The sequence below is a fragment of the Nocardia vulneris genome, from assembly GCF_001613425.1.
In the GTDB taxonomy this organism is placed as follows: domain Bacteria; phylum Actinomycetota; class Actinomycetes; order Mycobacteriales; family Mycobacteriaceae; genus Nocardia; species Nocardia vulneris.
This window is the reverse complement of record NZ_BDCI01000036.1, coordinates 49,043-65,627: the sequence shown is the minus strand read 5'-3', so window position 1 is coordinate 65,627 and position 16,585 is coordinate 49,043. Positions and strand designations below refer to the sequence as shown.

Sequence of the window (16,585 nt, the reverse complement as noted above, 5' to 3'; positions counted from 1 at the left end):
CTGCCCAGCTGCCCACGAATCCGATCGTAACCGGGTAATCCCCAGGGTGCGCAGGCAATTCGGCACCGAACCTTGCTCGCCCGGGGCGCGCAGCCCTCGATCCGCGGCGAACTCGCCGGTAGGCTGACGAATCGGCCGGGCACCGCGCGGCCGCTCACCGATCTGGCGGAGGTGCCGACCGACCATGGTTTCAGCGCTGCGACCACGTATTTCGCCCGGACGGCTGCGGGAACTCGGGCCGGTCAACTGGGTGGTCTGGCGGGCCCTGTCCCGGGCCGCGGGCACCGAAGACGCGCACCTGTTCAGCACACTCGGCCGCACCAAGGGGTTGTTCCGCGGTTGGCTGCACTATTCGGGCAAGCTCATGCCGGGTGGCAGGCTGCCCCGGCACGAATCGGAGCTGGTGATCATCCGGGTCGCACACCTGCGCGCCTGCGACTACGAGATGGACCACCACATCCGCCTCGGCAGAAAAGCGGGCGTGACACCGGAGATCCTGGACCGGCTGCGCACCGGCCCCGAGGCCCCCGGCTGGACCGACAAGCATCGCGCCCTGATCGCCGCCGTCGACCAACTGGTGCAGACCCGCGACCTCGACGACGCCCACTGGTCCGCCCTCGCCACCCACTACGACGAACGCAGCCTCATCGAAATCGTCCTCCTCGCAAACCAATACGAGGGTCTCGCGTCCACCATCACCGCCCTCCGCATCCAACGCGACGGAGTCTGAGCCCTTCGGCAGCAGGTGCTGTCGCCCGTACCGGCACAGTCGAGCACGGCTCGACACACCTCGGTGACCTGTGGTGCACCGCCGAACTCGGATCCGCGCCGGAGAATCAGTGCCATCCGGAACCGTCTCCGGTGACGAAGGCTCTGCTGAACCGAATTCCCGGCCCGAACCGACGAGGGGAGCAGCTGTGCGACATGGTGGGATCGGACTACGGCCGGCGTTCGCCCTCGGCGTCGCGCTGATCGCGGCTACGGTCGCCACGCCCGTGGCCGTGGCGGCTCCCGATGCGCCGGCGGGAGCGCCGCAACTCTGCACGGCCGAGGAAGAACAGGATGTCGACGCCAACGGCGTGCGCTGCGATATCGCACGTGCCGAGAGCGCGGTCTATCGCGCGGTCGAGGCAGCCGAGTACGCGATCGCCCAAAAAGACAACTGGGCCAACCAGATCAGCGAAGACAATCTGCACAGCCTCGTGGAGCGCACACGCAGCAGAGCCGACGAACTCGCGCAGCGGACCCTCCCCGAAGGCACCATGCATCTGCTGCCCGACGTGGAATGGGGATCGGCCGCGGTCGCGCGGCAGACCGCCATCGCACTCGGCGGCTTCGACGAGGCGACCTATTTCAGCTTCGGACCGCACGGCGAGGCATATGCCGCGGCGCAGGCGGTCGAGTCCGCGGCTCGCCTGCACACCAATGACCCGCTGTACCGGAACAACGGTGGTCCGCGCTCGGCACCCGCTCGACTCGAAATTCTCCGTGCCGAGACGGCGGCGATCGAGAAGTACAAAGCAGCCGGATGGATCCTCGAGACCGGCGGCAATTCCCGATAGCTCAGCACCGCCGAAACCCGAACGTGGCCGAGAAAAGTGTTCGGCGTCAGTGGATTTCGATGAGGACCGCGAGGCTGTCGAGGATGCGGGCCAGGCCGAAATCGTAGGCGTGGTCGGCGCTGTAGGCGGAGTTGTGGGTTTGGCCTGCGGTGGTGCCGACGCGGGAACCCACCGGGTAGCGGGCCGGGTCGACGAGTTGCGCGAGGACCGGGGCGACGCGGTCCCACCACTGCGGGTCGGACAGGGCGCTGTCGGCGGCGGCGCGGGCGGTGTCGATCGCGATGCGCGCTACGGAGTTCACGAAGCCGAGGACGAAGGTGAGCGAGGCGTCCATCGTGACGTCGTCGAGGCCGAGTCCCTCGAAGGCGCGCAGTTCGTGGTCGTATTTCGCGGCTTGGCCGGGGCCCAGCGGCGGCCGGGTGGTGGGCAGGTAGGCCAGCCACGGATGCCGGGTGAGCAGTGCGCGGTTCTCCTCCGCGATCGCGGTGACCCTTGCGCGCCAAGGCATTTCGTCCAGGTCCGGCCGCGCCATCGCGCCATAGACCTTGTCGACCATGAGATCGAGCAGTTCGGCCTTGCCGGGTACGTAGGTGTAGGTCGCCATCGGCGTCATGCCGAGTTCGGTCGCGACCGCGCGCATGGTGAGCGCCTCGATACCCGCGGTGTCGGCGATCGTGATGGCCGCGTCGACCACGGCATCGACGCTGCTGCGCTGCTTCGGACCGCGCACCGGAGTCCCGGGCACCCGCCACAGCAATTCCAGCGTGCGCACGGGATCGCCCGCACTGCTGCGGTCCTGCTTGCCCCGGCCTCGCGTCGCGCCGTCTGCCACCCTGCCTCCTCGCCCTGGTCGGTCCGATCGTATCGGCGTGACGCGGGTCATAGTGCAACCCGGTGGGAATTCTTCTACAAAGTACAACGTACTTAGTATAGAATTAATCGCGAGCCCGAGGAGGACCCCTTGAACATCACCGCATCCGCCATCTCCCTCAACGTCGCCGACCCGCGTACTTCGGCGGAATTCCTCATCGAGCACCTCGGATTCACCGAGAAGATGTCCGCCGACGGCTTCGTCTCCCTCGAGCGTCCCGACGCCGGCCTGAACGTCATCTACCTGCGCACCGGCCTGAAATCGTTCAAGCCGGCAAGCATCGCGGGCAGCGCGGGCGAGGGACTGCTCGTCGTGTTCGAGGTGGATGACATCGACGCCGAGTACGCCCGGCTACAGGGCGAGGGCGTGCCGATCGCGACGCCGATCGAGACCGAGGAATGGGGCGAGCGCTACTTCCAGATGCGCGACCCGAACGGCATCATCCTGCAACTCGTGCAGTGGGTGTGAGCACCTAGCGCGAACGGTGAGCTCTCTAAGTGGGAGAGCTCACCGTTCAAGGCCGAATGTCGCTGCGGTAGTAGCGAATCGGCCGCTCGGATCAAGCGAGCGCGGCGCGGAAGACCTCGAGCGCGGGGGTCGAGGACCGCCCGAGCAACTTCTGCAGATGACCGCTGGTGACATCGAGCGCACCCGCGGCGAGGCCGGAATCCGCGTCGGCGAGCACCTTCGCGTGCTCCTCGGGTACGCCTGCCTGCACCAGGGTGGCGAGGTACTGCGCTTCGGTGAGATTCTCGTAGCGGACCGGCTTGCCCGCCGCCTGCGAAATCACCTGGGCCAGTTCGGCATAGGTGAGGTGCTCGTCGCCGCCGAGCTCGTAGACCTGCCCCTCGTGCCCCTCGGTGGTGAGCACCTTCGCGGCCGCCTCGGCATAGTCGGCACGGGCCGCACCCGATACCCGGCCCGTGCCCGCCGCGCCGTGCAGCACGCCCGATTCGACGGTGTGCGCGAGGCCGCCAAGGTAGTTCTCCCAGTACCAGCTGTTGCGCAGAATCGCGTGCGGGACAGTCGATTCGGCGAGCACCGCCTCGGTGCCGATATGCTCCTGCGCCAGGATGAGCGGACTGTCGGCGCCCAGCGGAATGCTGGTGTAGGCGAGCAGTCGCACACCCGCCCGCTCCGCGGCGCGAATGACAGTGGTGTGCTGGGCGACTCGGGCGCCGAACTCGTTTCCGGAGACGAGCAGCACCCGATCGACACCGGCCAGCGCGCGGTCGAGCGCCTCGGCATCGTCGTAGCTCGCCGCGCGCACCTGCACGCCCTGTTCGGCCAGATCGGCCACCCGCTGCGGATCACGCACGATCGCGACGATCGGCGCGACGCCCGCGCGGAGCAGGGACTCGACGACGAGACGGCCCAGCTGCCCGCTGGCACCGGTGACGGCAACGGTCATGACTTACCTCCAGAGGTCTGTACGGATTGTTAGTGCTAACTAATAGTAAGTACTACACATTCATACACCACTATCCGCACGTTGGGTACTATTGAGTTCATGAGCACAGGATTTTCCGGCGACACCGCGCGCACCGCGTCGCCAGAACTGGATGATCCGACCCTCGAAGCCGACGTTTTCGCGAAGAACTGCACGTCACGGCTGGTTCTGCAGAATGTGGCGAGTCGCTGGGGCATCCTCGCGCTGGTCGCGCTACGCGACGGGCCGTACCGGTTCAGCGCGCTGCGCCGCCGCGTCGACGGCGTCAGCGAGCGCATGCTGTCGCAGACCCTGCAGGCGCTCGAGCGCGACGGCATGGTGCATCGCGAGGTGCACGAAACCATCCCGCCGCGGGTGGAATACACGCTCACCGAACTCGGCGCCGACGTCGCGGACCGGCTCGAGGCCCTGATCCTGGTGGTCGAGCAGAACATGCCGCGGGTGCACGAGGCGCAGGCGGCCTACCACCGGCAGTGAGCCGGGGAAGAGACCTGGATCACCACCGGTTGCTACCGGTATGGAACTCGCCCAAGCAGTCGACTTCGCCCGCAGCCACCCCAGGTCGGTGCTGACCACGATTCGCCGCAACGGCCGGCCACAGCTGTCCAACGTGCTGCACGTGATCGGCGCGGACGGCCGCATCCGGATCTCCCTCACCGCCGACCGCGCGAAGTACCACAACCTGGTCCGCGAGCCGTGGGCCGCCATTCACGTGACCCGCGCGGACTTCTTCGCCTACGCCGTCGTCGAGGCCATCGCCTCGGTGACGCCCGTGGCCGCCGACCCGCACGACGAAACGGTGGAAGCGCTGGTCGACTACTACCGGGCCGCCAACGGCGAACACCCCGACTGGGACGACTATCGCCGGGCCATGGTCGCGGATCGCCGCGCGCTCGCCCTGCTCACCCCGACGCACGCGTACGGCATGCTCTGATCAGTGCCGCAGCAGCTCCGCGACCGTGACGAATCGATAACCCGCGGCGCGGAGTTCGCTGACGATACGCGGTATGGCGGCCAGCGCCGGGCCCGCCCACCGATGCATCACGTGCAGGATGATGATCGAGCCGGGACGCACCTCGCGCACCGTCTGCGCGGCGATCCCGTCGCTGGTGTCGGCTGCTCCCGTGGCCGGTTCCACGTCCCAGGTCACCGTGGTGCGGTCGTGATCGGACAGGTATTTCGGCAGCGACCAGAGCTTCTTGCCGTACGGCGGCCGGAACGTGACCTCGCCCTGGTAGCCGGTTTTCGCGATCTCGGCGTCGGTGCGCTCGATCTCGTCGCGGACCGTATCGGCGGAGGTGAAGACCATGCGGCGGTGGTGGTAGCTGTGGTTGCCGATCTCGTGTCCGGCCGCGGCGATCGCCCTGCCGTAGTGGGGACGGGCCTCGAGGTCGCCGCCCACCAGATAGAAGGTGGCCGGAATCTGGGCGTCCGCAAGGGTTTTCAGCACCTCGGGGGTGCGATCGGTCGGCCCGTCGTCCAGGGTCAGCGCCACTACTTTGTCGGCCGTGTCGACCCGGTTCACCAACCGCCCGGCCAACTGGAAACTGCGCGAGTTCATCAGGTAGTACCCGCCGACCGCCAGCACCAGCAGCACGACGAGAACCAGCGCAGCACCGATGAACCACTTCCGCATCATTGCTGTCTAGCAAACCGGCGCAGGGTCCACCAGTGCGCGGCGCACGATTTCCCTTGCCGCGCACAGACTTGCCGACGCTTTCACGCACGCCGCCGCAGCACGCAGAAGCGGTGGCGTCCCGCAGGACGCCACCGCTTCAGGGCTCGGCTCAGAAGTTGATCATGTGCCCGGCGAGGCCGTGGAAAGCCTCCTGCAGGGCTTCGCTGAGCGTCGGGTGCGTGTGCACGTTGCGGGTCAGCTCGTTGACCGTGAGATCCCACTTCTGCGCCAGGGTCAGCTCGGGCAGCAGCTCCGAGACGTCCGGGCCGATCAGGTGGCCGCCGAGCAGTTCGCCGTACTTGTTGTCGGCGACGAGCTTGACGAAGCCGGTCGGATCGGCGAGGCCGTGCGCCTTGCCGTTGGCGGTGAACGGGAAGGTCGCGACCTTCACGTCGTAGCCCTCGTCGCGGGCCTGCTGTTCGGTCAGGCCGAAGCTGGCGACCTGCGGCTGACAGAAGGTGGCGCGCGGCATCATCCGGTAATCGCCCAGGGTGACGGTGTCCGCACCCGCGATGGTCTCGGCCGCGACCACGCCCTGCGCCTCCGCGACGTGGGCCAGCTGCAGCTTGGCGGTGACATCGCCGATGGCGTAGATGTGATCCACGTTGGTGCGCATGTAGTCGTCGATCGCGATGGCGCCGCGGTCGGTGAGCTGCACGCCCGCCGCCTCGAGGCCGTAACCCTCGACCCGGGGCGCGAAGCCGACGGCCTGCAGCACCTTGTCGACGGTGACCGTCTCCACGTTGCCGGACTTGTTGTCCTTGATCGAGACGGTGACCTTCGAGCCGTCGTCATCGATGGACTGCACGGCCGCACCGGTGGTGATGGTGATGCCGAGCTTCTTGTACTGCTTGGTGATCTCCTTGGAGACGTCGACGTCCTCGTTCGGCAGCGCTCGGTCGAGGAACTCGACGATGCGCACGTCCACGCCGTAGTTCTTGAGGACGTAGGCGAACTCCATGCCGATGGCGCCCGCGCCGACGATCAGGATCGAGCCGGGCAGGTCGCGGGTGAGGATCTGCTCCTCGTAGGTGACCACGTTGGCGCTGAGCTGGGTGCCGGGCAGCAGCTTGGTGACGGTGCCGGTCGCGATGATCACGTTGTCGAACGTGACGGTCTCGGTGCCGCCCTTCGACAACTCGACCGACAGGGTGTTCGCGTCGGTGAAGGTGCCCTTGCCGTCGAACTCGTCGATCTTGTTCTTCTTCATCAGGAAGTGGACGCCCTTGACCCGGCCGTCCGCCACCTTGCGGCTGCGATCGAACGCCACACCGAAGTCGAAGTCCACCTGGCCCGAGATCCCGAAGGTCTTGGCTTCCTTGGTGAAGATGTGCGCGAGTTCGGCGTTACGCAGCAGCGCCTTGGAAGGGATGCAGCCGACGTTCAGGCACACACCGCCCCAGTACTTTTGCTCGACGATCGCGGTACGGAGGCCTAACTGTGCCGCACGGATGGCGGCGACGTAACCGCCAGGACCGGCACCGAGAACGACAACGTCGTAATGGGAAGTCACGCCACCGAGCCTAACTCTGTCGCCGCGAGTTGGCCCACCGGTCCCCCACAACAATGCGCCGTGGGCCACACCCCGGCGGTCGCGGAGCGGATCGGATCGAGACCGAGCGGTCCGGGCTCGCTACTGTTGACCCGTGGATGCGGGTCGATCGGCGGGTGCGATCGCCGCCGACCACACGGCCGCACCGGGCGGCCCTCCATCACCGGCCTCGCCGATCGACGGCACGGCCTCGACGCAGCTGATCCGGCTGGTCCGCGACACCGCGCTGCGGTTCGGCGTCGGCGCGGACCGGCTCGCGGCGATCCACGGAGTCGATGACGCGGCTTTGGCGGGCGAGCTCGATCGCATTCCGCTGCACTCGCTGATCCGGCTGTGGGAGCTGCTCGCTCAGGCCCATCCGGAGCCAGGGGCCGGGCTCGCGGTGGTCGCGGCAGCGCCGCTCGGCACGCTCACCACCTGGGACTATCTCGTCACGAACGGGCCGACGCTGACCGACGCGCTGCTCGCCGCACAGCCGTATCACCGGTTGGTGACCGCGGCCGCCGAAGGCTTCGACCTCACCCACGACGGCGCGCTCACCGTCGGCTTCCGCACCACCGCGGGCGATCCGGCGGTGGTGGCGGCCGTCAACGAGTACGTGCTCGCCTACTACCTGCGGCGTGCTCGCGAAGCCACCGGCAGGCCCGTGGTACCCGAGCGGGTCGCCTTCAGCCGCGCCGCGCCGGCCGACCACGCCGTGCTGGTGGACGCCTTCGGCACCGACCGCATCGAGTTCGACGCACCCGCCGACACCATCACCTTCGCCGCCGCCGATGCCACCGCCGCACTGCCCCGCGCCGACCCGATGCTGGCCGAGTTGCTGCGCAGCCACGCCGACCTGGTCCTGGCCTCCGCGCGCACCATCCCCGGTCCGCTGGAAGCGTTCCGCGTCGCGCTGGGCGCGGCCCTCGCCGCCGGTGACGCGGCGCTGACGACCGTCGCCCGCCGCCTCGCGGTCAGCCCGCGCACCCTGCAGCGGCAGCTCGCCGAACACGGCACCAGTTGGCGAGCCGAATACGACCGGGTCCGCTACGAACAGGCGAAAGCGCTACTCGCCGAAGGGCAGCTGAGCACCGCGGCGATCGCCGACCGGCTCGGCTTCACCGACGATCGGGCGCTGCGCAAGGCAGTGCACCGCTGGAGCGGCACGTCCCCGTCACGCCTCAAACTCTCCTGACCCCAGACCTGTCGCATTTGGACCGGTGCGTGGCGTGCGCGGACCTGGGGCCGACGACGCGCAGCTCATAGCGTTGGCCGTACCGGATCGACGGGGTCCGCGAGAGTCACCGAAGCAGAGGCAGAGCAATGAGCGTTCAGACCACCGACACCGAGACCACCCAGACCGGCCTGCCGCGGACCTCGCGCGAGATCCAGCTGGCGGCGCGGCCGACCGGCGCGCCGACCGCCGCGGATTTCGCGCTGGTGGACAAGCCGATTCCGGCGCTGGCCGCGGGGCAGATCCTGGTGCGCAACACCTGGATGTCCGTGGACCCGTACATGCGGGGCCGGATGGACGACCGGCCGTCCTACATCGCGCCGTTCCAGCTGGGCGAGGCATTGGAGGGATCCGCGGTCGGCGCGGTCGTCGCCTCCACAGCGCCGGGAATTCCGGTGGGCAGCACCGTGTCCCACTTCGCGGGCTGGCGGGAGTACGCGGTGCTGGACGCGGCCGTGGCCACCCCGATCGATCCCGCGCTCGCCGCCGACCACCACTACCTCGGTGCGCTCGGCACCACGGGTCTCACCGCGTACGCCGCGCTCACCGATGTGGCGCAGGTGAATCCCGGTGACACCGTGTTCATCTCGGCCGCCGCGGGGGCGGTCGGCAGCGTCGCGGGCCAGATCGCCCGGGCACTCGGCGCGGCGAAAGTGATCGGCTCCGCGGGCGGCCCGGCCAAGACCCGGCTGCTGCTCGACGAATTCGGCTTCGACGCCGCCCTCGACTACCGGGCCGGCGATCTGGCCGGGCAGCTGGCCGCGGCGGCGCCCGAGGGCATCGACGTCTACCTCGACAGCGTGGGCGGCGAACACCTGCGCGTCGCGGTCGAGGCGATGCGGCCGAAGGGCCGGATCGCACTGGTCGGCGCGATCAGCGGCTACAACGGCGCCGCCGACGCGCCGGGTCCGGACCTGTACAAGGCTGCGACCCGGGAGGTTTCGCTGCGCGGCATGCTGGTCAACAGCTACTTCCCGATCTTCGGCGAGTACATCGGCAAGGCCGCGGGCTGGCTGGCCGACGGTACCCTGCGCACCACCGAAACCGTCTACGAGGGACTCGAGCAGGCCCCGGCCGCCTTCCTCGGCGTGCTCTCCGGCGCCAACACCGGCAAGATGCTGGTGCGCCTCGGCTGAGCGCGCACGGGTTATGTGGCGCGACCGGTATGGTCGCGCCACACCTGTTCGGGGACTGTGCTTTCGGCCGGTCCCGTGCTCGCGACTAGTCCCGCCAGACCTGTGCCGCGACGCGGGAGAAGTTGCCGCCGAACACCGCCGCTCGATCGGCGGCGCTGAAACCGCGCCGGGTGAGTACCGCGTCGAGGCCGGGCACCGCACCCAGGCCGAGCAGGTCTTCCGGCGGAACCCATTGCAGCGGGCCCCATTTCGTGTAGGACTCGGAGAACGCCTCGGGGTGCTGGGCGAGCATGTCGTTGAAATCCGCGGCGTCGAACGAATAGTCCGAGCCGATCCCGATGTGCTCGATGCCGACGAGTGCGGCACCGTGTTCGACGTGGTCGGCCAGCGCCTCGATCCGCGCGCCGGCCGCATCGATCCCGTTGTGTCCCAGAAAGATTCCGACGCCGTTCAGTCCGATCACCCCGCCGGTGGCGGCGCAGACCTTCGCCTGCTCGTCGGTGATGTTGCGCGGATGCTCCCAGAGTGCGGCGAAATTCGAGTGGCTGTAGATCACCGGCGCCTGCGAATGCGCGGCGAGATCCAGCGCGGTGCGGCGGGAACAGTGCGACCCGTCGACGAACATGCCGACCTCGTTGAGCGCGCGCACCAGCTCTCGGCCGTAGGCGGTGAGCCCGGTGTCCGCGGTGTCGAGACACCCGCACCCGGCCGCGTTGGCATGGTTGTAGGTGGGTAGCAGCGAACGCACACCCAACTCGTAGAACCGCGCGACGTTGTCCAGGTCACCGCCGAGGGGGCCCGAGTCCTCCAGATCGAAGGCGAGCGCGATGGTTTCCGGGTCGCCGATGTCGGAGTGCTTGTGCACCAACCGGAATCGGCCATCGGCGTGGGCGTCCGCGCGGAACTGCCGGATCAGTGCCAGCGAATCGGCGGTCGACTGCGCCGAATAGCCGACGTTCACCGACAGATACGAGCCGGACGGATAGCGCGCCAGATCCGCGATCCGCGCCGACGGCAGCAGCGGCAGACAGCAGTGCTGCTCCCAGAGAAAGTGCGGCAACCGCGAACCTCCTGATCGGACCGGCCTCGGAGCTGCGATCCTACTGCCGGTGCCGCGGCGGACGCGGTCACCGGCAAACCCGCGGTGGCGCTGTGCATCGATTCGGTGCAATCCGCCTTGACCGAGGTCAGCGCCGCGCACGGTAACAGCGTGTCCAATTCGCCCGATTCACCGAGTGCTCCATTCTTACTGCCTGAAGGCGGTGCGACATGCGTCGCTTGTTTCTCCTGATCGCCTCCGTCGCGCTGTGCGCCGGCCTCTGGATCGTGCCCGGCGCGGCTACCGCGACTCCCGCCTACTGCGGACTGGTGTGGGGTTCGCTCGACAAAACGAATCCCGCGATGTCCACCGCGCCGGTCACCGGCCTGCGCACCGGCCGCCACGAATGCTTCGACCGGCTGGTCATCGACCTGGCCGGCCCGGTGTCGGGGTATCGGGTCGGCTACGTCGACCGGGTCCGCGCGGACGGATCGGGTACGCCGGTCGCGCTGCGCGGCGGCGCGTTCCTGAATGTCGTCGTGCTCGCGCCCGCCTACAACGACGCAGGCCACGCCACCTACCAGCCGGCGCACCGTACCGAGCTGGCCGACGTCGCCGGCTATCGCACCTTCCGTCAGGTCGCGTGGGCCGGCTCGTTCGAAGGTCAGACCACCGTCGGCCTCGGGGTGCGCGCCCGCTTGCCGATGCGGGTGTTCACCCTCGACGGTCCCGGTAGCGGCTCGCGCGTCGTGGTGGACGTAGCACACTTGTGGTAACCCCCACGTGCCGATGCGCGGCGCTCGGCAACAATGTGGGGATGAGCGGCGTTGAGCAGAACGTGACCGATCCTTACCTCTGGCTCGAAGAAGTGACCGACGAGCGAGCCCTCGATTGGGCGCGGGCGCACAACGACCTCGTCGTCGAGCGATTCGCCTCCTCCGACCGGTTCAGCGAACTCGAGCACCGCATCCTGGACATGCTCGATACGGACACCAAGATCGCCTACCCGGGACGGCGCGGCCGCTGGCTCTACAACTTCTGGCGCGACGCCGAGCATCCGCGCGGCCTGTGGCGGCGCACGACCTTCGACGAATACGCCAAGGAGTCGCCGGACTGGGACGTGCTGATCGACCTGGACGCGCTCGCTGCCGCCGAGGAGGAGAACTGGGTCTGGGGCGGCGCGGCGGTACTGCGGCCCGAACAGTCCCGGGCGCTGATCAGCCTGTCCCGCGGCGGCGCGGACGCCAAGGTGGTGCGCGAATTCGACCTTGCGACAAGGGCGTTCATCGCCCCCGAAGACGGCGGGTACTTCCTGCCCGAGGCGAAATCCGAGATGCGCTGGATCGACCTGGATTCGGTGTACATCGGCACCGATTTCGGCCCCGGCTCGCTCACCGATTCCGGCTATCCGCGCATCGCCAAGCGCTGGCGGCGCGGTACCGAACTGACGGCGGCGGAGACCGTCTTCGAGGGCGCGGCCGAGGACGTCGCGGTCTCGGCGGGTTATGACCGAACCCCGGGCTACGAACGGCATTTCGTCGGCCGGGCCACCGACTTCTTCAACGAAGAGGTGTACCTGGTCGGCGCCGACGGCACGCTGACCCACCTGGACACCCCGACCGACGCCAGCGAATCCTGGTACAAGGACTGGCTGCTCGTCCGGTTGAAGTCGCCGTGGGAGGTCGGCGGCCGGACCTATCCCGCGGGTGCGCTGCTGGCCACCGACTTCGAGCGATTCCTCGCCGGGGCAAGGGATTTCGAGGTGATCTTCACACCGGACGCGCACACCTCGCTGCACGGCTACGGCTGGACCGAGCACCACCTGCTGCTGATCACCCTGGAGGACGTGCAGACCAAGCTGTACGTGGTGACGCCGGGCGCCGACGGCTGGCGCCGGGAGTCACTGGCCGACACCCCGCCGATGGCGACGACCAGCGTGCTGAATCTCGACCCGCTCGAGGGCGGCGACGAATTCATGCTCACCACCAGTGGTTTCACCACGCCCGCCACACTGCTGGCCAGTTCGGTCGGCGGGCAGAGCATTCGGCTCAAGCAGGAGCCCGGCTTCTTCGACGCCGACGGCATCGAGACCGAGCAGTTCTTCGCGACCTCGGCGGACGGCACCGCGGTGCCGTACTTCGTGATCCGGCATCGGGATCGCAAGGGCGTGCCCGGCCCGACGGTGATGTCCGGCTACGGCGGCTTCGAGGTCTCCCGCACGCCGGCCTACAGCGGCGCGTCCGGTATGGGCTGGCTGGAACGCGGCGGCACCTGGGTGATGACGAACATCCGCGGCGGCGGCGAATACGGCCCGCAGTGGCACACCTCGGTGCAGAAGGCGAACCGGCACAAGGTGTACGAGGATTTCGCGGCGATCGCGAAAGACCTTGTCGCCCGAGGCATCACGACCGCCGACCAGCTCGGCGCGGTGGGCGGCAGCAACGGCGGCCTGCTGATGGGCGTGATGCTCACCCGCTATCCGGAGCTGTTCGGCGCGATCGTCTGCCAGGTGCCGCTGCTGGACATGAAGCGCTATCACCTGCTGCTCGCGGGCGCCTCGTGGATCGCCGAGTACGGCGACCCGGACAAGCCCGAGGAATGGGAGTACATCAGCAAGTACTCGCCGTATCAGAACGCCCGCGCCGACGTGGCCTATCCGCCGATCCTGCTCACCACCTCCACCCGCGACGATCGCGTGCACCCCGGCCACGCCCGCAAGATGGCCGCGCTGCTCGAGGAGCAAGGGCACGAATTCTGGTACCACGAGAACATCGAAGGCGGCCACGGCGGCGCGGCGGACAACAAGCAGTCCGCCTTCCAGGCGGGCCTGATCTACGAGTTCTTCACGCAGATGCTGATCGAACGCGGCAAATAGCGGCCGATTCGACCGCCCGGGCCTACGGTGTAGTGGAGTCGTCTACGCCGTAGACCCGGCTCGGGAGGAGCAGTCGTGCAGGGCGAGAACGCCGCCGGAAAGCCGATACGCGACAGCGCGCGCCGCGCCGCGCCGTCGCGGCGGGTCGCGCTGAACCGCGACCACATCGCCGTCGTCGCGCTGCGCCTCATCGACCAGACCGGCATCGACGGGTTTTCCATGCGCAAACTCGGCGCCGCGCTCGGCGCCGACCCGATGGCGGCCTACCGGCACTTCGCCGACCAGCAGGACCTGTTCGACGCCGTCGCCGCGACCATGTTCAACGAGCTGGACATGACCTCGCTGCCCTGGCAGGAACCTTGGCGCGAGCTCATGCGCGCCTACACCCACCGGTTGTGCTCCACATTGCGCCGGCATCCGAATGCGGTGCCGGTCTTCGCGACTCGGCCGGTGCGCAGCGAGTCCGCGCTGGAGACCGGCAGCTGGCTGGTGGAACATCTGCAGGGTGCGGGGTTTCCGGCGCATGTCGCGGCGCAACTGACCACCTGCCTGCGCGAATACGTGCTCGGCCACCTGCTCAGCTACACCATCGCCGCGGTACGCGCGGAACCCGATGCGGCCGAGGACCTTTCACCGGCCGACCACTTCGATATCGGGGTCGACGCGATGCTCGACGGGTTCGCCCGGTATGTCGAGACACCGCGCAGGCCTCACTGACGATCGCGCAACCACTTCTCGATCTGATCGACCGTGCCGGTGTAATCGCGGATCCAGCCGTTGTGCCCCAACGGTTCCGGTGCGCGCCAGGTGGTCACGTCGGCCTTGGGCAGCTTCGCCAGCAGGTGTTCGGCCGAGCCCGGCGGGGTCAGTTCGTCGCCGGTCATGGTGATCGAGAGCACCGGCAGCTTCAGCCGGGCGATCCGCTCCTCGTAGTCGATATCGGCCCCGACCGGCACGAACCGGCCGGTGCGGGCGAGCCGGGCCCAGTCCGAGATCAGCACCTTGGACTGCCTGCCGAAGCCCATCGAGATCCGATCGCCCGGCCAGAAGCCCGCCAGGTTCGCCGTCAACGAGACCGCCGCGGTGCCGACGAGCATGCCCGGACCCGAAAGTCCCCGGTAGCCACGGTGATACGGCGTGCCGGAGGCGATCAGGATCAGCCCGCCGAGCCGCCCGCGAATTCGCGAGGCGTACAGCACGGCGAGCTGACCACCCATGCTGTGCCCGAGCAGGTACGGCGTGCTCGCCGGGAACCGGTCGCGCACCACCTGGAAGATCGCCGGGAAGTCGACCGAGACCAGCTCGTGGTAGCCGTAGGTGCTCGCGGCGCTCGGCTTCGGCGTGCTCGCGCCGTTGCCGCGCAACTCGCCGATGGCCACGTCGAAGCCGCGCCGGGACAGACCGAGGGCGAAACCGTCGTAGTACTCGCCGGGCACCCCGAGGCCGGGCACGACCACCAGCACCGGACGCGGGGCGTCCGGCGTGACCGGGTGCCGGTGCGCACCCGAGGCCGGAATCAGCCGGACCGGCACCGTACTGCCGTCCGGCATCTGGATCGGGACCGTTTCCATGCCCGGCACGCTACCGCGCCGGTCCGCGCCGCGACCTGCTCAAGCCCGGACGGCTCCCATGATCACCCTGCTCAGCACCCTGATCACGTCGTCGAGCGGCGGGCGCGGGTCCGAACCGCTCCACGAATCCACCACATAGTTGACCGCGCCGATCACCGCCAGCACGCGCATCTCGTAGTCGCCGGTCGGGATCTCCCCCTGCAGGGCCGCGTCCTCCGCGGCGCCGGCCAGCAGCGATCCCCACACCCGGCGCAGCTCCAACCGGAACTTCTCCACCTTGGGGCCCGCCCCGACCACCTCGACCAAGGCGACGCGGGCCTTGCGCGGATCGGCGCCGATGGATTCGACGTAGGCGCGCACGGACGCGTCGATGATCTCGAGCACGCTCGCGTCGGTCTTCGCCTCCAGCGCCTTGGCGACCGCGTCGCGCGATTCACGGTCGATCTGCTCATAGAGCTCTAGTAGTAGGGACTCGCGGCCGGTGAACTCCTCGTAGAACTGTCGTGAGGAGAGTCCGGCGTCCTTACAGATGGCGCCGACCGAACTATTGGCGTAGCCGTCGCGCGCGAAGACCGTCAGGCCTGATTCCAGAAAACGCGCACGCCGCTGACGTTGCCGGTCCTCGACGGGTTGCCCGGCATACATTCGACCCGTATTCGCATCCTGTGACATTGGGGCAGACAATACAGAAGCGCCAGAAGCGCTCGACATGGATCGGGCTGTTCGTTTCAACCATGGCCTGACCGGGCGTTTGCCCAGAGTTGGCAGGTTCGTTGCGCACACAATGTCGTCCTACGAAAACTGGGCCGGGCGACTCTTAACGGAATCCTTCCGAGCACGGACAACAGTTTTTCAGACCGTCCGACACTTCTGCGGATTGCGGACAGCTGCCTTGTCACTGAATGTTTGCCAAAACAGTTCTAACAGTTCGGTCACAGCACGCGTGGGCGATTTTGACGGGAATTCATAGAATTATTCATAAAGCGAACTGGTCCGCTGGTTATGTCGGATTCATCCCATCTGCGAATACGCGCCGAATTGACCGAACGCCAAGAGCCACAAGCGATCCCCACTACTCCGACGTTCGGTTCTCCGGCGGCCCGGACAAAGCGCCGACCGGTCAACCCTTTGTGGCGGATGGGGTTTCGGGCCGAACCGAGTCGAACAGGTCGGCACAGCGGGTCAGCAGGTCTTGCAGCGTGGCGCGCTCGGCGTCGGTGAAACCGGCGGCGACAGCCCGCTCGACCCGGACCGCACGGGCGTCGGCGTCGCGCATCACCGCGGCGCCCGCCTCGGTCAACCTGGTTTCCAGGATGTTCTTGTGCCACGCGTGCGGGGTCCGCTCGATGAGACCGCGATCCTGCAGATTGGACAGCACGGTGTTCATCGTGGGCGCGGTGACACCGCAGAGCCGGGCCAGTGCCGCGGCCGAGATGCCGGGGTTCTCGTCGAGGTGCAGCAGGGCGGCGTACTGAGGCACCGTGACGCCCGCCGGCTTCAAGGCGGCGTGCTTCGCCGTTTGCAGCGCCTGTTCGGCGCGCTTCACGTACGAGCCGATCCGCTCGGTGGAGGGCAGGGACGTCATCACCCGATCGTATCCGCCCATTCGATCATTAGACTCTTGACGAATATTAG

18 protein-coding genes are annotated in these 16,585 nt (G+C 68.2%); 10 read left to right on the top strand and 8 right to left on the bottom strand.

Annotation, left to right across the window (positions count from 1 at the left end):
• The first annotated feature begins 196 nt into the window (after positions 1-196).
• Together NVU01S_RS32185 and NVU01S_RS32180 are read left to right on the top strand one after the other, a co-directional pair.
• On the top strand, positions 197-730 hold the full coding sequence (locus NVU01S_RS32185; protein ID WP_082031983.1) for a carboxymuconolactone decarboxylase family protein: 534 nt from the start codon (positions 197-199) through the stop codon (positions 728-730).
• 187 nt (positions 731-917) lie between these two features.
• Positions 918-1,562: a hypothetical protein gene (locus tag NVU01S_RS32180; protein ID WP_043668314.1), complete on the top strand. Its 645-nt coding sequence runs from the start codon at positions 918-920 to the stop codon at positions 1,560-1,562.
• Between the two features lie 46 nt (positions 1,563-1,608).
• Here the strand turns inward: NVU01S_RS32180 and NVU01S_RS32175 are convergent, their stop codons facing one another.
• A complete protein-coding gene (locus NVU01S_RS32175) occupies positions 1,609-2,394 on the bottom strand; it encodes a TetR/AcrR family transcriptional regulator (RefSeq protein WP_043668311.1) in 786 nt (261 codons plus the stop codon).
• A gap of 129 nt (positions 2,395-2,523) precedes the next feature.
• On the opposite strand from NVU01S_RS32175, the gene NVU01S_RS32170 reads away from it, so the two are divergent.
• Complete coding sequence (locus NVU01S_RS32170) at positions 2,524-2,901, top strand: VOC family protein (RefSeq protein ID WP_043668308.1); 378 nt, start codon at positions 2,524-2,526, stop codon at positions 2,899-2,901.
• A gap of 91 nt (positions 2,902-2,992) precedes the next feature.
• On the opposite strand, the gene NVU01S_RS32165 is transcribed toward NVU01S_RS32170, so the two are convergent.
• Positions 2,993-3,844, bottom strand: coding sequence for an SDR family oxidoreductase (locus NVU01S_RS32165; RefSeq protein ID WP_043668305.1), 852 nt, complete (start codon positions 3,842-3,844; stop codon positions 2,993-2,995).
• Between the two features lie 99 nt (positions 3,845-3,943).
• Here NVU01S_RS32165 and NVU01S_RS32160 point away from each other — a divergent pair, with 99 nt between their 5' ends.
• On the top strand, positions 3,944-4,360 hold the full coding sequence (locus tag NVU01S_RS32160; RefSeq protein ID WP_052280446.1) for a winged helix-turn-helix transcriptional regulator: 417 nt from the start codon (positions 3,944-3,946) through the stop codon (positions 4,358-4,360).
• Between the two features lie 40 nt (positions 4,361-4,400).
• Complete coding sequence (locus NVU01S_RS32155; RefSeq protein ID WP_042255774.1) at positions 4,401-4,817, top strand: PPOX class F420-dependent oxidoreductase; 417 nt, start codon at positions 4,401-4,403, stop codon at positions 4,815-4,817.
• Here NVU01S_RS32155 and NVU01S_RS32150 read toward each other — a convergent pair whose 3' ends face one another.
• Positions 4,818-5,522, bottom strand: a complete 705-nt coding sequence (locus NVU01S_RS32150) for a polysaccharide deacetylase family protein (RefSeq protein ID WP_043668302.1) — start codon at positions 5,520-5,522, stop codon at positions 4,818-4,820. It lies immediately after the preceding gene.
• A gap of 148 nt (positions 5,523-5,670) precedes the next feature.
• Positions 5,671-7,074, bottom strand: a complete 1,404-nt coding sequence (lpdA, locus tag NVU01S_RS32145) for a dihydrolipoyl dehydrogenase (protein WP_043668299.1) — start codon at positions 7,072-7,074, stop codon at positions 5,671-5,673.
• A gap of 133 nt (positions 7,075-7,207) precedes the next feature.
• On the opposite strand from lpdA, the gene NVU01S_RS32140 reads away from it, so the two are divergent.
• Entirely contained in the window at positions 7,208-8,290 is a 1,083-nt protein-coding gene (locus NVU01S_RS32140; RefSeq protein WP_082031977.1) for an AraC family transcriptional regulator, read from the top strand.
• 128 nt (positions 8,291-8,418) lie between these two features.
• Complete coding sequence (locus NVU01S_RS32135) at positions 8,419-9,465, top strand: NADP-dependent oxidoreductase (protein WP_052280445.1); 1,047 nt, start codon at positions 8,419-8,421, stop codon at positions 9,463-9,465.
• A gap of 85 nt (positions 9,466-9,550) precedes the next feature.
• Here NVU01S_RS32135 and NVU01S_RS32130 read toward each other — a convergent pair whose 3' ends face one another.
• Complete coding sequence (locus tag NVU01S_RS32130; RefSeq protein ID WP_043668297.1) at positions 9,551-10,525, bottom strand: dipeptidase; 975 nt, start codon at positions 10,523-10,525, stop codon at positions 9,551-9,553.
• Between the two features lie 209 nt (positions 10,526-10,734).
• Here NVU01S_RS32130 and NVU01S_RS32125 point away from each other — a divergent pair, with 209 nt between their 5' ends.
• From NVU01S_RS32125 to NVU01S_RS32115, 3 genes are all read left to right on the top strand, one after another.
• Positions 10,735-11,280 (top strand): AMIN-like domain-containing (lipo)protein, encoded by a 546-nt coding sequence (locus NVU01S_RS32125; RefSeq protein ID WP_043668294.1) that lies wholly within the window; start codon positions 10,735-10,737, stop codon positions 11,278-11,280.
• Between the two features lie 41 nt (positions 11,281-11,321).
• Entirely contained in the window at positions 11,322-13,379 is a 2,058-nt protein-coding gene (locus tag NVU01S_RS32120) for a prolyl oligopeptidase family serine peptidase (RefSeq protein WP_043668291.1), read from the top strand.
• A gap of 75 nt (positions 13,380-13,454) precedes the next feature.
• Positions 13,455-14,096 (top strand): TetR/AcrR family transcriptional regulator, encoded by a 642-nt coding sequence (locus NVU01S_RS32115; RefSeq protein ID WP_043668288.1) that lies wholly within the window; start codon positions 13,455-13,457, stop codon positions 14,094-14,096.
• On the opposite strand, the gene NVU01S_RS32110 is transcribed toward NVU01S_RS32115, so the two are convergent.
• The 3 genes from NVU01S_RS32110 to NVU01S_RS32100 all read right to left on the bottom strand — a co-directional run bounded on the left by NVU01S_RS32110 (position 14,090) and on the right by NVU01S_RS32100 (position 16,535).
• Entirely contained in the window at positions 14,090-14,950 is an 861-nt protein-coding gene (locus NVU01S_RS32110; protein WP_014988700.1) for an alpha/beta hydrolase family protein, read from the bottom strand. The genes NVU01S_RS32115 and NVU01S_RS32110 overlap by 7 nt on opposite strands.
• Before the next feature lie 39 nt (positions 14,951-14,989).
• Positions 14,990-15,622, bottom strand: coding sequence for a TetR/AcrR family transcriptional regulator (locus tag NVU01S_RS32105; protein ID WP_226887144.1), 633 nt, complete (start codon positions 15,620-15,622; stop codon positions 14,990-14,992).
• 448 nt (positions 15,623-16,070) lie between these two features.
• Positions 16,071-16,535 carry a MarR family winged helix-turn-helix transcriptional regulator gene (locus tag NVU01S_RS32100; RefSeq protein WP_244467200.1) on the bottom strand — a complete coding sequence of 155 codons (465 nt, stop codon included), beginning with the start codon at positions 16,533-16,535 and terminating at the stop codon, positions 16,071-16,073.
• Positions 16,536-16,585: the final 50 nt, after the last annotated feature.

What these genes read in the sequence shown, in the direction of transcription:
- NVU01S_RS32150 (WP_043668302.1), bottom strand. Translation starts at nt 5,522, where the DNA reads ATGATGCGGAAGTGGTTCATCGGTGCTGCGCTGGTTCTCGTCGTGCTG.
- NVU01S_RS32160 (WP_052280446.1), top strand. Translation starts at nt 3,944, where the DNA reads ATGAGCACAGGATTTTCCGGCGACACCGCGCGCACCGCGTCGCCAGAA.
- NVU01S_RS32125 (WP_043668294.1), top strand. Translation starts at nt 10,735, where the DNA reads ATGCGTCGCTTGTTTCTCCTGATCGCCTCCGTCGCGCTGTGCGCCGGC.
- NVU01S_RS32100 (WP_244467200.1), bottom strand. Translation starts at nt 16,535, where the DNA reads ATGACGTCCCTGCCCTCCACCGAGCGGATCGGCTCGTACGTGAAGCGC.
- NVU01S_RS32165 (WP_043668305.1), bottom strand. Translation starts at nt 3,844, where the DNA reads ATGACCGTTGCCGTCACCGGTGCCAGCGGGCAGCTGGGCCGTCTCGTC.
- NVU01S_RS32155 (WP_042255774.1), top strand. Translation starts at nt 4,401, where the DNA reads ATGGAACTCGCCCAAGCAGTCGACTTCGCCCGCAGCCACCCCAGGTCG.
- NVU01S_RS32110 (WP_014988700.1), bottom strand. Translation starts at nt 14,950, where the DNA reads ATGGAAACGGTCCCGATCCAGATGCCGGACGGCAGTACGGTGCCGGTC.
- NVU01S_RS32135 (WP_052280445.1), top strand. Translation starts at nt 8,419, where the DNA reads ATGAGCGTTCAGACCACCGACACCGAGACCACCCAGACCGGCCTGCCG.
- NVU01S_RS32120 (WP_043668291.1), top strand. Translation starts at nt 11,322, where the DNA reads ATGAGCGGCGTTGAGCAGAACGTGACCGATCCTTACCTCTGGCTCGAA.
- NVU01S_RS32105 (WP_226887144.1), bottom strand. Translation starts at nt 15,622, where the DNA reads ATGTCACAGGATGCGAATACGGGTCGAATGTATGCCGGGCAACCCGTC.